At 63.5% G+C, this 13,775-nt stretch carries 14 protein-coding genes; 5 read left to right on the top strand and 9 right to left on the bottom strand.

Going from position 1 to position 13,775, the window contains the following annotated elements; all coding sequences use genetic code 11:
• Positions 1-54: 54 nt before the first annotated feature.
• Both treC and OKC29_RS15075 read left to right on the top strand, forming a co-directional pair.
• Entirely contained in the window at positions 55-1,716 is a 1,662-nt protein-coding gene (treC, locus tag OKC29_RS15080; RefSeq protein ID WP_073351903.1) for an alpha,alpha-phosphotrehalase, read from the top strand.
• A gap of 3 nt (positions 1,717-1,719) precedes the next feature.
• Positions 1,720-2,325, top strand: coding sequence for a sugar O-acetyltransferase (locus OKC29_RS15075; protein WP_073351901.1), 606 nt, complete (start codon positions 1,720-1,722; stop codon positions 2,323-2,325).
• A gap of 118 nt (positions 2,326-2,443) precedes the next feature.
• Here the strand turns inward: OKC29_RS15075 and OKC29_RS15070 are convergent, their stop codons facing one another.
• Positions 2,444-2,902: an Lrp/AsnC family transcriptional regulator gene (locus OKC29_RS15070; RefSeq protein WP_016352133.1), complete on the bottom strand. Its 459-nt coding sequence runs from the start codon at positions 2,900-2,902 to the stop codon at positions 2,444-2,446.
• Positions 2,903-3,005: 103 nt separating this feature from the next.
• On the opposite strand from OKC29_RS15070, the gene OKC29_RS15065 reads away from it, so the two are divergent.
• Positions 3,006-3,872, top strand: a complete 867-nt coding sequence (locus OKC29_RS15065) for an EamA family transporter (RefSeq protein ID WP_050490575.1) — start codon at positions 3,006-3,008, stop codon at positions 3,870-3,872.
• 335 nt (positions 3,873-4,207) lie between these two features.
• Positions 4,208-4,540 (top strand): hypothetical protein, encoded by a 333-nt coding sequence (locus OKC29_RS15060; RefSeq protein ID WP_073351899.1) that lies wholly within the window; start codon positions 4,208-4,210, stop codon positions 4,538-4,540.
• A gap of 156 nt (positions 4,541-4,696) precedes the next feature.
• On the opposite strand, the gene OKC29_RS15055 is transcribed toward OKC29_RS15060, so the two are convergent.
• From OKC29_RS15055 to nhaC, 7 genes are all read right to left on the bottom strand, one after another.
• Positions 4,697-6,127 carry a gamma-aminobutyraldehyde dehydrogenase gene (locus OKC29_RS15055; RefSeq protein ID WP_073351897.1) on the bottom strand — a complete coding sequence of 477 codons (1,431 nt, stop codon included), beginning with the start codon at positions 6,125-6,127 and terminating at the stop codon, positions 4,697-4,699.
• A 29-nt stretch (positions 6,128-6,156) separates the two neighbouring features.
• On the bottom strand, positions 6,157-6,972 hold the full coding sequence (locus tag OKC29_RS15050) for an ABC transporter permease (RefSeq protein ID WP_019840685.1): 816 nt from the start codon (positions 6,970-6,972) through the stop codon (positions 6,157-6,159).
• A 7-nt stretch (positions 6,973-6,979) separates the two neighbouring features.
• Positions 6,980-7,948 carry an ABC transporter permease gene (locus tag OKC29_RS15045; protein ID WP_024944801.1) on the bottom strand — a complete coding sequence of 323 codons (969 nt, stop codon included), beginning with the start codon at positions 7,946-7,948 and terminating at the stop codon, positions 6,980-6,982.
• Entirely contained in the window at positions 7,945-8,958 is a 1,014-nt protein-coding gene (locus OKC29_RS15040; RefSeq protein WP_073351895.1) for an ABC transporter ATP-binding protein, read from the bottom strand. Before OKC29_RS15040 ends, OKC29_RS15045 begins: the two co-directional genes overlap by 4 nt.
• Positions 8,959-9,030: 72 nt before the next feature.
• Entirely contained in the window at positions 9,031-10,176 is a 1,146-nt protein-coding gene (locus tag OKC29_RS15035) for an ABC transporter substrate-binding protein (protein WP_065475434.1), read from the bottom strand.
• A 199-nt stretch (positions 10,177-10,375) separates the two neighbouring features.
• Positions 10,376-11,299 (bottom strand): LysR family transcriptional regulator, encoded by a 924-nt coding sequence (locus OKC29_RS15030; protein ID WP_073351894.1) that lies wholly within the window; start codon positions 11,297-11,299, stop codon positions 10,376-10,378.
• A 105-nt stretch (positions 11,300-11,404) separates the two neighbouring features.
• Positions 11,405-12,814 carry a Na+/H+ antiporter NhaC gene (nhaC, locus tag OKC29_RS15025; RefSeq protein WP_016352125.1) on the bottom strand — a complete coding sequence of 470 codons (1,410 nt, stop codon included), beginning with the start codon at positions 12,812-12,814 and terminating at the stop codon, positions 11,405-11,407.
• A gap of 299 nt (positions 12,815-13,113) precedes the next feature.
• On the opposite strand from nhaC, the gene OKC29_RS15020 reads away from it, so the two are divergent.
• A complete protein-coding gene (locus OKC29_RS15020) occupies positions 13,114-13,323 on the top strand; it encodes a hypothetical protein (protein ID WP_011707516.1) in 210 nt (69 codons plus the stop codon).
• Here the strand turns inward: OKC29_RS15020 and OKC29_RS15015 are convergent.
• On the bottom strand, positions 13,318-13,590 hold the full coding sequence (locus tag OKC29_RS15015) for a late competence development ComFB family protein (RefSeq protein WP_016352123.1): 273 nt from the start codon (positions 13,588-13,590) through the stop codon (positions 13,318-13,320). The two genes, OKC29_RS15020 and OKC29_RS15015, sit on opposite strands and share 6 nt — an antisense overlap.
• Between the last annotated feature and the right edge of the window lie 185 nt (positions 13,591-13,775).

The raw sequence follows: 13,775 nt of genomic DNA, 5'->3' as shown, positions 1-13,775 counted from the left end.
GCGACCCGCAGGGGTCGCCCTCTCCCTTTTTCATTCGAGACAAGAGCAAGACCCATGAGCCAAACACCCTGGTGGCAGAGCGCCGTGATTTACCAGATTTACCCCAAGAGCTTTCAGGATTCCGCTGCCCGTGGCACCGGCGATCTCAAGGGGATCATGGCCCGCCTCGACTATCTCAAGACTCTCGGTGTCGATGCCCTCTGGCTGACCCCGGTTTACGTCTCCCCGCAGGTGGACAACGGCTACGACATCGCTGACTACCTTGCCATCGACCCCGCCTACGGCACCATGGCCGACTTCGAGGCGCTGCTGGCTGCCGCCCACGCGCGCGACATCCGCATCGTGATGGATATCGTGGTGAACCACACCTCCACCGAGCACGCCTGGTTCAAGTCGGCGCTGGGGGACAAGAACAGCCCCTACCGCGACTACTACATCTGGCGCGATCCGGTGGACGGCGGCGTGCCCAACAACTGGCAATCCAAGTTTGGCGGCAGCGCCTGGGAGCTGGATCCCGCCACCGGTCAGTACTACCTGCACCTGTTTGCCCGCGAGCAGGCGGATCTCAACTGGGAAAACCCGGCAGTGCGCGCCGAGGTGAAAAACATCATCCACTTCTGGGCCAAGAAGGGGGTGGACGGGTTCCGGCTTGACGTCATCAACCTCATCTCCAAGGATCAGGCGTTCCCGAACGACGAGGTGGGTGATGGCCGCCGCTTCTACACCGACGGGCCGCGCATCCACGAATTCTTGCAGGACGTGAGCCGCGACGTCTTCGCCCCGGTCGGTGCCATGACGGTGGGGGAGATGTCCTCTACTTCGCTGGAGCACTGCCAGCGCTACGGCGCGCTGGATGGCTCCGAGCTCTCCATGGTGTTCAACTTCCACCACCTCAAGGTGGATTACCCCAATGGCGACAAGTGGACCAAGGCGCCGTTCGATTTCCTCGAGCTCAAGCGCATCTTCAACCACTGGCAGAGCGGCATGCACGGCAAGGGGTGGTCGGCGCTGTTCTGGTGCAACCACGATCAGCCGCGCATCGTCTCCCGCTTCGGTGACGAGGGCGAGCATAGGGTGGTGGCCGCCAAGATGCTGGCCAGCACGTTGCACGGTTTGCAGGGCACCCCCTACATCTATCAGGGGGAGGAGATCGGCATGACCAACCCCGGCTATCAGCGTATCGACGACTATCAGGATGTGGAGAGCCGCAACATCTTCGCCATCAAGCAGGCCGAGGGGATGAGCGAAGCCGAGATCCTGGCCATTCTCGGCGCCAAGTCCCGCGACAACTCGCGTACCCCGATGCAGTGGAGCTCCGCCCCCAACGCCGGTTTCACCAGCGGAACGCCCTGGCTCAAGCCCGCCGCCAACTACCCGGTGATCAACGCCGAGGCGGCGCTGGCCGACCAGCACTCGGTGTTCTGGCACTACCGGGATCTGATCCGCCTGCGCAAGACTCATCCCATTTTCACCCAGGGGGATTATCAGGAGCTGCTGGCAGGGCATCCGCAGATCTGGGCCTATGCCCGCCGCGCCAACGGCCAGACATTGCTAGTGGTGAGCAACTTCTACGGCGAGCCGGCCACCTTCGCCCTGCCGGACGAGCTGGCCACCGGCAAGGGGCGCCTGCTGCTTGGCAACTACCCGGATAGCCCGGCCCGGCCGCAGTCCTGTATGCTGCGCCCTTATGAATCCCTGATCTGGCTGGTGGAGTAGGCGATGAACGAGGTGATGACAAAGGCGGCGGTGCGCGGCGCCGAGTGGCAGAAGATGGTAGCGGGGGAGCCTTATGATGCAGGCGACCCTGAACTGAAAGCGGCGCGCGAGCGCTGCCGCAAGCTCTACCACACCTTCAACACCAGCTGGCAGGAGAAACCGGCGCGGGATGCTTTGCTCCATGAGCTGCTGGGCGGCCGTGGCAAAGCGTGCGCCATCAACCCGCCGTTCTTTTGCGACTATGGTGCCAACATCTTCGTGGGGGAGAACTTCTACGCCAACGTGGGCTGCACCATCCTCGACGTGTGCGAGGTACACATCGGCGACAACGTGCTGCTGGCGCCCGGAGTGCAGATCTACACCGCCGCTCATCCGGTGGCGGTGGCGCCGCGCATCAAGGGGGTGGAGTTCGGCAAGCCGGTACGGATCGGCCACAACGTCTGGATCGGTGGCAGCGTCGTCATCTGCCCCGGCGTCACCATAGGGGACAACAGCGTCATTGGCGCGGGTTCGGTGGTGACCAAGGATGTGCCAGCGGGCGTGGTGGCGGCCGGCAACCCCTGCAAGGTGTTGCGGCCGATGACTGCGGAGGAGCTGGCGGCGGTCTGACCCAGCCGGGGCAGGCAATCCCGCCCCGGTTGAGATCTGGCGCCGCGCTCAAGGCGCCATCCTTCATCTGATTTTTTCCCAAGGGCGTGCGGGCCCGACCGGGCAGTGCGTTCTCACCTCAGGCAGGCAGCAAGGCTCCGCAGCGTTTGTGCTGTTTCATGACCACCAGGGTCTTGAAGCTGCGTACCTGCTCCCTGGCATGCAGCACCCGCCGGGTAAACAGGTCGTAGCTCTGCATGTCCCGTGCGGCGACCTGCAGCACGAAGTCCTGCTCCCCCGTGACGTACCAGAGGTCCATGACCTCCGGCTCCCCTTGCAGGCTGGCAATCATCTCATCGACGATGCGGCCGTGATCCCGCTCCAGCGTCACGAGCACCAGCATGGTGATGGGCCAGCCCATGGTGGCCGGTGCCACCAGCGCGACCTCCCGTTCGATGAGTTCCGCCTCCCGCAGCGCCCGCACGCGGCGGTAACAGGCTGGCGCCGAGAGGCCGACCCGGTGGGCGAGCTCGGGGATCGGCAGGCGGGCATCCTGCTGCAGTTCGGCGAGGATGAGCAGATCGAATTTGTCGGTCATGGGAAGAGAGATAAAAATTATCGAATAGGGCCAGTTTTAGACCGAAATTACGGCCGTCGCCAGATATATTTTACTTCTCATTGTCTGCTCAGGTTTGAACAAGATGCCGCCGAACACCACTGCTTTCTCCTCCCTGCTGGCGGTTATCCTCGCCATGCTGTCGATTACCCTCGGCGCCTCGCTGGCCAAGTCTCTGTTTCCCTTGATCGGGGCCGCCGGTACCACCTTGTTCCGGCTGGGATGCGCCGCCCTGCTCCTCTCGCTGGTGTTTCGCATCTGGCGAATGCCCTTCGATCGACGCACCCTGCTGGGGGCCATCCCCTATGGGCTGTCGCTGGGAGCAATGAATCTGCTGTTCTATCTGGCGATCGAGCGGATCCCCCTCGGCGTGGCGCTGGCCATCGAGTTCATCGGCCCCTTGACGGTGGCGCTGCTCGGCTCGCGCCATCGGGCAGACTTCCTCTGGCTGGCGCTGGCCATCGTCGGCCTGCTGTTGTTGCTGCCGCTGCGGGCGGCCGAACAGACCCTCGATCCCCTGGGGGCGGCGTTGGCGCTCGGGGCCGGGGTGTTCTGGGGGCTCTATATGCTGACCGGCAAGCGGGCCGGTGCCCTGCTGGGGGCGCAGGCACCGGCTCTGGGCATGTGGGTGGGGGCCTTGCTGGTGCTGCCCTTCGGCCTCGGTGGTGCGAGCGAGGCCACCTTCACCCTGCCCGTGGTGCTGACCATCGTGGGGGTAGGGCTGCTCTCCAGCGCGATCCCTTACTCCCTCGAGATGTTTGCCCTGCGCCGGCTGCCGCTCAAGAGCTACGGCATTCTGACCAGCGGTGAACCTGCCATGGGGGCCCTGATGGGGTTGCTGTTGCTGGGGGAACAGTTGCCCCCGGCCCAGTGGTTGGGGATAGCGGCGATCATCGTCGCCTCCATGGGCACCACCTGGCAAGGCGGGCGCCGGCGCACCGAGCCGGCGTGATCTGCCGGACCCGTATGGTAGCCGGATTACGCTCATTACCTTGCCGGTGGGGGTCTGCCGTTCGCTGAACCCGGGATGTACAGCCACTTCAGATTTTTTGAACATCTAGGCCAGTTTATCTCGCTAACAATGGCGGGCCTGGATGTTTAATATTCACTCAACGCTTAGGCAGGAACGCCAAGCGGCCAAATAACTGGTCGTTCAAGGCTGTGGCACTCTCAAACTGGGTGCCGGATGTCGGTGAAAGAACAACACACTATTTGAATAACCTCTTGCAAGGATGCATTGATTCGGGCCCGTCGGCCCAGGCAATGACATAAAAACCAAGAGAGTGAATGAACATGAAAAACGTAATCAAGATGCTGGCCGTCGCAGGCCTGATGACCGCAGGCTTCGCCCAGGCTTCCGTTCCGGCTGACTTCAACGCCGCCCCGGGCGTGCTGTTTGTGAACTGGCACGCGACCGCCGTCGTCGAAGGCAAGGCCAACCCCATGCTGGAAGTGCGTGACGAGTCTGGCGACGTGGTTGCCTCCGTCCATGCCAACCTGATGGGCACCCAGCAAGTGCAGATCCCGAGCCGCACCCAGGGCAACCTGACCGTGAGCCTGGGTGATCAGAGCAGCGACTACCGCATTCCGTTCGGTATTGGCAGCGGCAAGCAGCGCTAAGCCGACGACGCCCTGGCGCGATGGCCGCAGACCGCACCGGCTCGACCGGTACCGTCCCCGGCCATGACCGCCAGCGTGGCGTGAAGATGCAGAGTGCTCAGAGAGAAGGCCCCGCCATGCGGGGCCTTCTGCTTTTCGTGTTCGGTGGGCCGGGTCTCACAGCTTGAGCATGATGTGGCGCGGCACCGTGTAGTCCTCCAGCGCGTAGAGGGATAGATCCTTGCCATAGCCCGACATCTTCATGCCGCCGTGGGGCATCTCGGAGGTGAGCATGAAGTGAGTGTTGATCCAGGTGCAGCCGTACTGCAGGTGGCTGGCCACCTTGCTGGCAAGGCTCAGATCCTTGGTCCAGACCGAGCTGGCGAGGCCGTAGTCCGAGTCGTTGGCCCACTGCACCACCTGCTCGGCGTCGTTGAAGCGGGTCACCGACACCACGGGGCCGAACACCTCGCGGCGCACGATTTCATCCTCCTGGCGGGCATGGGCGATCAGGGTCGGCTCGAAGAAGAAGCCGTTGCCCGGGCGGATCTTGCCTCCCGCCGTCACCTCCACGTGGCCGCTGCTCTGGGCCCGCTCCACGAAGCTGGCCACCCGGTTGCGCTGTCGGTCCGAGATGAGCGGCCCCATCTCCACCCCCTCCTCGCGCGGACCGCCCACCTTGATGGAGGCCACTGCCTCGGTCATGGCGGCGACAAACTTGTCGTAGATCTTGCCCTGGGCATAGATGCGGCAGGCTGCGGTGCAATCCTGGCCGGCGTTGTAGAAGCCGAAGGTGCGAATGCCCGCCACCACGGCCTCCAGATCCGCATCGTCGAAGATGATGACCGGTGCCTTGCCCCCCAGCTCCAGGTGGGTGCGCTTCATGGTGCGGGCGGCGCTCTGCAGGATCTTCTGGCCGGTGGCGATGTCACCGGTGAGCGACACCATGCGCACCAGCGGGTGCTCCACCAGCGGCGCCCCTACGCTCTCGCCCCGGCCACAGACGATGTTGATGACGCCGCGCGGGAAGAGCTCGCTGGCCAGCTCCGCCAGGCGCAGTGCGGTGAGCGGGGTCTGCTCGGAGGGCTTGAGTACCACCGTATTGCCGGCGGCGAGCACCGGGGCCATCTTCCAGGCCGCCATCATCAGCGGATAGTTCCAGGGGGCAATGCTGCCCACCACCCCGATGGGGTCACGGCGGATCATGCTGGTGTGCCCCTCGATGTACTCCCCCGCCAGCGGTCCCTGCAGGCAGCGAGCAGCGCCGGCGAAGAAGCGGAAGCAGTCCACCACCGCTGGCAGCTCATCGTTCAGCACCGCCAGATAGGGCTTGCCGCAGTTGAGGGATTCGAGCGCCGCAAACTCCTCGGCGTGGCGTTCGATGGCATCGGCCAGGCGCAGCAGCAGGGTACTGCGTTGGGCTGGTGTGGTGCGGCTCCACTGGGCGAAGGCGCGCTGGGCGCCGTTCACCGCCCGGTTCACCTGCTCGAACGAGGCTTCTGGCACCGAGGCGAGAAGTTCCCCGGTGGCCGGGTTGAGGATGGGCTCGGCCTGGCCGTCACCGGTGACGAACTGACCGTCGATCAAGAGTTGGGTAGAGAGTTTCATGGTTGCATCCTTGCGCACGCGTTGAGTCGTTATTTGCCACTGCCAGCGACGTCCTGGCCGTCGCGGGTGAGGTAGTAGGCAAGCAGAATGGGAATGGTGGTGAAGGCCACTATGATGAGCGCCACCACGTTGGTGACCGGCCTGTCCCGTGGCCGGATCAGCTCCTGATACATCCAGATCGGCAGCGTGGTCTGCTGGCCGGCGGTGAAGGTGGTGACGATCACCTCGTCAAAGCTGAGGGCGAACGCCAGCATGCCCCCCGCCAGCAGCGCGGTGGCGAGGTTGGGCAGGATCACGTAGCGCAGGGTCTGGAAGCCGTCGGCCCCGAGATCCATCGACGCCTCGATGAGGCTCTGGTTGGTACGGCGAAAGCGCGCCAGGGCATTGTTGTAGACCACCACCACACAGAAGGTGGCGTGACCGATGACGATGGTCCAGAAGCTGAAGGGGATCTCCATCACCCCGTAGGCAGAGCGCAGCGCGATGCCGGTGACGATACCGGGCAGGGCGATGGGCAGCACCAGCAGCAGCGACACCACCTCCTGGCCGAAGAAGCGGCTGCGGGCGATGGCCCCCGCCGCCAGAGTGCCGAGCACCATGGCGGCCAGCGTCGCCAGCCCCGCTACCTCCAGCGACAGCTGGATGGCGCGCCACACGTCGGGGCGGTTGAGGGTCACCTCGAACCACTTGAGGGTGAGCCCGGGCGGTGGAAACTGATAGCTCTTGCTCTCGCTGGTGAAGGCATAGAGGAAGATGAACAGGATCGGGAAGTGCAGAAACAGCAGCCCGCCGATGGCCGCGTACTTGAGCAGGCCGGAAGGCTGGCTGCCATGGTCCCGTTTCATGGAGGTATTAGAGCGCATCGAAGGCCCCCAAGCGTTTTGCGATGGTGAGGTAGATGGCGATGATAAGGATCGGCACCAGCGAGAAGGCGGCGGCGAAGGGCAGGTTGCCCGCCGTGCCCTGCTGCATGTAGACCACCTGACCTATGTACATGGTGGAGTTGCCTATGATGCCGGGGATGATGTAGTCCCCCAGCGTCAGGGAGAAGGTGAAGATGGAGCCTGCCACCACGCCGGGCAGGGCCAGCGGCAGGATCAGGGTGCGAAAGGTCTGGGCCGGAGTGGCACCGAGATCGCCGCTCGCCTCAAGCAAGGAGCGCGGGATCCGCTCCACCGCTGCCTGGATGGGCAGGATCATGAAGGGCAGCCAGACGTAGACGAACACGATGAAGGTGCCGATGCGCGAGAACGACAGCGACGGCCCCCCGATCACCGGCAGCGAGAGGATGGCGTCCAGCAGCCAATCCAGCCCTAAGGTGTCTGCCAGCCAGCTGATGACCCCCTCCTTGGCCAGGATCAGCTTCCAGGCGTAGACCCGCACCAGATAGCTGGACCAGAGCGGCAGCATGATGCCGACGTAGAACAGGGCCCGGGTCTTGCCGCTGGTGTAGCGCGCCATGTAGTAGGCCACCGGAAAGCCGAGCAGGGCACAGGCCAGGGTCACCAGCAGCGACATGCCGACGGTGCGCAGGATCACGTCCAGGTTCTCCGCCCGCAGCAGGGCGACGAAGTTCTGCAGCCCCAGCTCGTGGCGGATCTGGCCACTGAACTCGTCCAGCCCGAAGAAGGCGTTGGAGAGCAGCATCAGCAGGGAGCCGACATAGATGATGCCAAGCCAGAGCAGGGGCGGCCCGAGCAGGATGGCCAGCAACAGACCTGGCCGCCCGTAGAGCAGGGTGGAGAGGCGCCGCAGCGGCCGATAGGAGAGGGGGGCAGTGGGTTGGCTCATGGCAAGGCTCGCACTGTGGGGGGCGCTCATGGCTGAGCTCCCAGAGGGGCGGTGTGCAGGCGATGGATCGCCTGCTCCGGCCAGCTGAGGCTGACCCGGGCGCCACGGGGCAGGCGGGCCTGGCCCTCGTTGGGGTGGTTGACGATGAGCTCGAGCTGCTCGCCGAGATCGACCCGGTAGCGCACGAAGGGGCCGAGGTACTCCACCTCGCGCACCTCCCCTGACCAGCCCGGCGTGCCGGCCTCGGCGAGCCGGATCCGCTCCGGGCGCACCATCATCTGGCGAGCATCACCGCACAGCCGGCGGGCCTGCTCCCCCTCAAACAGGTTGACGGTGCCGACGAAGCGGGCGACGAAGGGGGTGGCGGGGGCGTCGTAGATGGTATCCGGCGCGGCGATCTGCTCGATCTTGCCCTGATTGAAGATGCAGATGCGGTCGCTCATGGAGAGCGCCTCCTGCTGATCGTGGGTGACGAAGATGAAGGTGATACCGAGCTGGCGCTGCAAGGCTTTCAGTTCGAGCTGCATCTGCTCGCGCAGCTTGAGGTCGAGCGCCCCGAGCGGTTCGTCCAGCAGCAGGATGCGCGGCTGGTTGATCAGTGCCCGGGCGATGGCGATGCGCTGGCGCTGGCCGCCGGAGAGCTGGCCCGGCTTGCGGTTGCCGACGCCGGGCAGGCGCACCAGCTCCAGCATCTCGTCCACCTTGCGGTAACGCTCCGCCTTGGGGACGCCTTTGAGCATCAGGCCGTAGCCGATGTTGTCGCGCACATCCATGTTGGGAAACAGGGCGTAGTCCTGAAACACTGTATTGAGGTTGCGATCGTAGGGGGGCACGGTGGAGCAGGGCTCGCCGAACAGCCGGATCTCCCCCTCGCTCGGGTATTCGAAGCCCGCGATCATCCGCAGGCAGGTGGTCTTGCCGGAACCGCTCGGCCCCAACAGGGTGAAAAACTCGCCGGCCGGGATCTGGAAGGAGATGTCGTCGACCGCCTTCACCTCGCCATAGTGGCGGCTGACCCGGTCAAATTGTACGGCATTCATGGGGCGTCCTTGTCTGTGTGGGAAGCGGGCCGGACTCCTGTCCGGCCCCATATCGGCATTTACTGAGGCACCTCAGCGACCACCCAGGATGGCGATATAGTCCGAGACCCAGCGGTAGTAAGGAACGCAGGTTCCCTGGCTCTTGCACTGGGTGACGGGGGTACGCCAGAAGCGCACTCGATCGAAGTTGTCGATGCCGTTGGTCTTGCACCCCTCTTTCCCGAGCAGGGCATTGCCCTCGCAGGCGGCCGGCACCACTGGTACGGAGCCGAACCAGGAGGCGAGATCCCCCTGCAGCTTGTTGTTGAGGGAGTGCTCCAGCCACTGATAGGCACAGGTGAGGTTCTTCGCCTCGCTATGCACCATGCTGGTGTCGGCCCAGCCGGTGACGCCCTCCTTGGGCACCGTCGTGGCGATGGGCTGCTTGTCGGCGATCAGGGTATTGGCCTGGAACGGCCAGGAGCCGGAGGCCACCACCCCCTCGTTTTTGAAGTCGTCGATCTGGACGAAGGCGTCGTGCCAGTAGCGTCCCACCAGCTGGCGCTGTTGGCGCAAGAGGTCGAGGGCGGCCTTGTACTGATCCTCGTTCAGCTCGTAAGGATCCTTGATGCCGAGCGCCGGCTGGTGGCTCATCAGATAGAGGGCGGCATCGGCGATGTGGATGGGGCCGTCAAACGCCTGCACCCGGCCCTTGTTGGACTTGCCGTCTGGCAGGGTCTGCTCCTCGAACACCACGCTCCAGGAGTCGGGCGCCTTGGGGAACACCTTGGTGTTGTACATCAAGATGTTGCCGCCCCACTGGTAGGGCACGCCGTAGTGCTTGCCGTCCACCGTGTGCCAGGGGGCATTCTGCAGGCGGGGGTCTATCTTGCCGTAGCTAGGGATGAGCGCCAGGTTGAGCGCCTGCACCTTGCCGCCGGCGATGAGGCGCAGGCTGGCGTCGCCGGAGGCGGTCACCAGATCGAAGCCCCCCTCGTTCATCAGTGCCACCATCTCGTCCGAGGTGGCCGCTGTCTTGACGTTGACTTTGCAGCCGGTCTCTTTTTCGAAGCCGGTGACCCAGTCGTAGTTCTTGTCGGTCTCGCCGCGCTCCACGTAGCCGGCCCAGGCCACGATGTTGAGCTGGCCTTCACCCTTGCCGAGGGTGGTGGGGGCAGCCTGAGTCTGGCCTGCCAGCAGGGCGGGGATCAGGGCCAGGGTGAGGGGGGTCAGTTTCATCTTGCTCTCCTTGCTGGGGCGGGCACGGTTGTGATGCCACGCTGACAATTAACATCCTGTTAACCAGTCATGAGCGTAGGAGAAGCCGTGAGCAATGAGAATTTCAATTTTTAACGCCAGAGGTATCTGCTAAATCGATATCGAGTGCAGATGAATCTGAATTTCTATGGCAATACGGTCGTCAGGTCTCCGGAAACGGTTAGCGAGAAACCTGCTGACGGGCTCGCAGCCGGCTCTGATCCCGCACTATGTCGATAAACTCGCGGGCGGTCCACTCCAGCCGCGAGCCGCGCCGCCACACTAGGCCGATGTCGATGGCGGGAATGGGCTCCTTGATGGCGCGGGCCTCGACCCGCTCCTGCTCCAGCGACCAGGGGCGGTAGGCAAAGTCTGGCAGCAGGGCGAGCCCGAGCTGGCTCGCCACCAGGCTGCGCACCGCTTCCACCGAGGCGGTCCGCAGCACGATACGCGGCGCTATGCCGTAGCGGCGCAGGCCGCCACCGATGATCTGGTCCAGCTGGTCGGCGGTCAGCGAGATCATGGGCTCCTCGCCGAGCGCCTTGAGAGAGAGGGTCGACTCGGCGCAGAGCGGGTGGTTGGTGGCGAGCCAGACCCGCAGCGGTGAGCGGGTCAGCAGCTCGGTATCGAACGCCTCCTGGCGGATGGTGCGGTTGGTCATCAGGATCCCCACATCCACCTCGCCGTTGACGATCTGGTGCTCGAGATAGGGCTGCTCATCCTCCTTCACCTCGATCTGCACCGCCGGGAAGGCACGGCGAAAGCGGCCGAGCGCCTCCGACAGGTAGTAGCCGGCCACCAGCGTGGTCACGCCTATGGTGAGCCGCCCCTGATCCTGCTGGGCCACCGCCTTGAGGGACTGGCCGGCTTCGGTCATGGCGCCGAGGATGCGCCGGGCGTGCAGCAGAAACTGGTGGCCCTGGGTGGTGAGGCTGACGCCGCGCAGATTGCGCTCGAACAGGGCGGCGCCGAGCTCGGTCTCCAGCTCGCGGATGGCGCTGGTGACCGCCGACTGGGAGATGTGCAGCTCGGCGGCGGCGCGGCTGACCGAGAAGCTGTCGGCCACCGCCACGAAATAGCGGATCTGGCGAAAGGTGAAATTCATCTGGGCGTCCTGCCGCATGCGATCAAGGTGACTGCCAGCTTAACCTTGAATCGCGGCCAGACAAAAGGCGCCGTGCTGGCGCCTTTGTCATGGTTTTTCCGGCGGTTAGCGGGAGCTGGCCGCCTCGATCACCGGGATCCGGTTCACCGCCTTGCCGAGATAGGCGAGGGTGATGGTCACAATGATGCAGGTGAAGCTGAGCCACATGTAGGGCAGGTAGTCGAGGGTCGCCACCCCCAGTACCCCGGCCATGAAGATGCCGTTGTCGCTCCAGGGCACCATGCCGCAGGTGAGGGTGCCGCCGAACTCGGCGTTGCGGGAGAGGTTCTTGCGTGCCAGTCCCAGCCGGTCGTAGTTCTTGGCCATGATCTTGGGGGTCAGGATCAGCGACACATACATGGCCGAGCCGAACACGTTGGCCAGGAAGGCGGTGCCTATGGTGTGGGTAGTCAGGCTGCCGGCACCGTTGATGCGCTTCTCGAAGGCGCTGGCGATCACTTCCAGGATGCCGACCTTCTCCAGCAGGCCGCCGAAGCCCAAGCCGAAGATGATGACGGCCACCGAGCCCAGCATGGACTCCATGCCACCACGGCCCAGGATGTTGTCGATGAAGTCGACGCCGGAGGTGATGGCAAACGGGCTGTAGGCGGAGTGCATCGCCTTGACCGGATCCATGTCCTGGAACAGGATGGCCCAGATCAGGCCCAGCAGGGCGCCGAAGCTGATCACCGGGAAGGCGGGTTTGCGGTTGGCCAACAGGCCCAGCACCAGCACCACCGGGACTATGGCCAGCGGGGTGATGTTGAACTGCTTGTCGAGCGCCTCCATCACCAGGTTGACCTGCTCCAGGCTGACGTTGCCGGAGTACTGCATGCCGACCACGGTGAACAGGGCGGCGGTGATGACATAGGAGAACAGGCTGATGGGCAGCATCCCCTTGATGTGTTCCATCACGTCGACGTTGGACATGGTCGAGGCCAGTACCACGGAGTCTGAGAGCGGGGAGAGCTTGTCACCGAAGTAGACGCCGGAGAGCACGGCACCCGCTACCAGCGGGGCGGGCACGCCGAGGCTGTGGCCGATCCCCATCATGGCGATGCCGGCAGTGGCAGCCGAGCCCCAGGAGGTGCCGGTGGCCAGCGAGGTCAGCGAACAGATAATCAGGGTGGCCAGCAGGAAGATGGACGGGTGAATCACCTTGAGGCCGAAGTAGATGATGCTGGGGACGATGCCGCCGGCAATCCAGGTGCCCACCAGAGCCCCGACGGAGACCAGGATCAGGATGGCCCCCATCCCCTTGGCGACGCCATCGACGGCGGCTTGTTCCAGGGATTTGTAATCATGGCCGAGCTTGATGCCGAGCCCCATGATGACGAACCAGGCGATGAACAGTGCCAACTGGATTGGCAGGTCGAGCACACTGGTGAAGGAGAAGGCCAAGGCCAGGAAAATGGCCAGGCAGGCAAACACCTGCGACATGCCCGGCAATCGGATGTGGTTTTGTTGGTTTTGCATAGATACTTCCTAAACTCTTGCTCGCCAAGGTCAGTCCCTCTCGTCCTGTGGATACACGTATCCCGAGGGGCCCACCCAAAAAGAGGCCGCAATCTACCACAAACTTGGGGGGGCAAATCCCAACTGATTTAGCAAAAATGCAGTTTTGATTGAAAAACTTACAAATTAGTTGATCTCATAACCCGTTTTTGAGTGCTCTGTTTGCCCCGATGGGACATTCGACTCCGATAGAAAAGTCCGATTGCATACTTCTAAAATACAAATGATAATTGTTATCAGCTGTTGGAGGGGAGTGTGTCATGAGATGGATAGTGAGAGCCATGCTGCTGATTGGGCTGCTGGCGATCCTGATCTGGGGTCAGGACAAGGCGTACGGTATGTGGAGCCTGGGCTTCTTGCTGGCCGCCTGGGTCATGCTGGAACCCAGGCTGAGGCCTGCGCTGATCCTGCTGCCGGTGGCCGGTATGACGGGAGTCGCGGCCCTGATCTGGCAACAGCCCTGGTTATGACGAGGTGGCCGGGGCGCTTTGTACCTTCTCTTGCGCCAGCTTGAGCGACTCGATGACGTTTTTCTCCATCTCGGTACGCTTGGCATCGGTCAGGAAGTAGATCATGTCGACGTCGTGACGAATGTAGTGGGAGGGCAGCTGGTTCAGGGTCAGGCAGCAGAGATCGGCCATCTGGTTGGCGCTCAGCTTCTGGTTGAGCCCCTGTCTCTCAATCTCCTTGAGCACCAGATGCTCGTAGAAGTTGTGAATGTCGGTATCCAGTATCATATGCGTTCCTTGGCATGACGATGGGCGGTGAGTCGTCAAAAGCATAGTCATAACAAGGGCTAAAAACAAAAGGCCCATCACTTTCGTGATGGGCCTTTTGTATAATGAATGGTGCGAAGAGAGGGACTCGAACCCTCACATCCGTGGGACACTAACACCTGAAGCTAGCGCGTCTACCAATTCCG

The sequence above is a fragment of the Aeromonas sp. QDB34 genome, assembly GCF_027705405.1.
GTDB lineage: Bacteria > Pseudomonadota > Gammaproteobacteria > Enterobacterales > Aeromonadaceae > Aeromonas > Aeromonas hydrophila.
This window is presented reverse-complemented; position numbering and strand designations above follow the sequence as displayed.

What these genes read in the sequence shown, in the direction of transcription:
- OKC29_RS15050 (WP_019840685.1), bottom strand. Translation starts at nt 6,972, where the DNA reads ATGAAACGGGACCATGGCAGCCAGCCTTCCGGCCTGCTCAAGTACGCG.
- OKC29_RS15070 (WP_016352133.1), bottom strand. Translation starts at nt 2,902, where the DNA reads ATGACCGACAAATTCGATCTGCTCATCCTCGCCGAACTGCAGCAGGAT.
- OKC29_RS15040 (WP_073351895.1), bottom strand. Translation starts at nt 8,958, where the DNA reads ATGAATGCCGTACAATTTGACCGGGTCAGCCGCCACTATGGCGAGGTG.
- OKC29_RS15055 (WP_073351897.1), bottom strand. Translation starts at nt 6,127, where the DNA reads ATGAAACTCTCTACCCAACTCTTGATCGACGGTCAGTTCGTCACCGGT.
- OKC29_RS15065 (WP_050490575.1), top strand. Translation starts at nt 3,006, where the DNA reads ATGCCGCCGAACACCACTGCTTTCTCCTCCCTGCTGGCGGTTATCCTC.
- OKC29_RS15030 (WP_073351894.1), bottom strand. Translation starts at nt 11,299, where the DNA reads ATGAATTTCACCTTTCGCCAGATCCGCTATTTCGTGGCGGTGGCCGAC.
- OKC29_RS15020 (WP_011707516.1), top strand. Translation starts at nt 13,114, where the DNA reads ATGAGATGGATAGTGAGAGCCATGCTGCTGATTGGGCTGCTGGCGATC.
- treC (WP_073351903.1), top strand. Translation starts at nt 55, where the DNA reads ATGAGCCAAACACCCTGGTGGCAGAGCGCCGTGATTTACCAGATTTAC.
- OKC29_RS15035 (WP_065475434.1), bottom strand. Translation starts at nt 10,176, where the DNA reads ATGAAACTGACCCCCCTCACCCTGGCCCTGATCCCCGCCCTGCTGGCA.
- OKC29_RS15015 (WP_016352123.1), bottom strand. Translation starts at nt 13,590, where the DNA reads ATGATACTGGATACCGACATTCACAACTTCTACGAGCATCTGGTGCTC.
- OKC29_RS15075 (WP_073351901.1), top strand. Translation starts at nt 1,720, where the DNA reads ATGAACGAGGTGATGACAAAGGCGGCGGTGCGCGGCGCCGAGTGGCAG.
- nhaC (WP_016352125.1), bottom strand. Translation starts at nt 12,814, where the DNA reads ATGCAAAACCAACAAAACCACATCCGATTGCCGGGCATGTCGCAGGTG.
- OKC29_RS15060 (WP_073351899.1), top strand. Translation starts at nt 4,208, where the DNA reads ATGAACATGAAAAACGTAATCAAGATGCTGGCCGTCGCAGGCCTGATG.
- OKC29_RS15045 (WP_024944801.1), bottom strand. Translation starts at nt 7,948, where the DNA reads ATGAGCGCCCCCCACAGTGCGAGCCTTGCCATGAGCCAACCCACTGCC.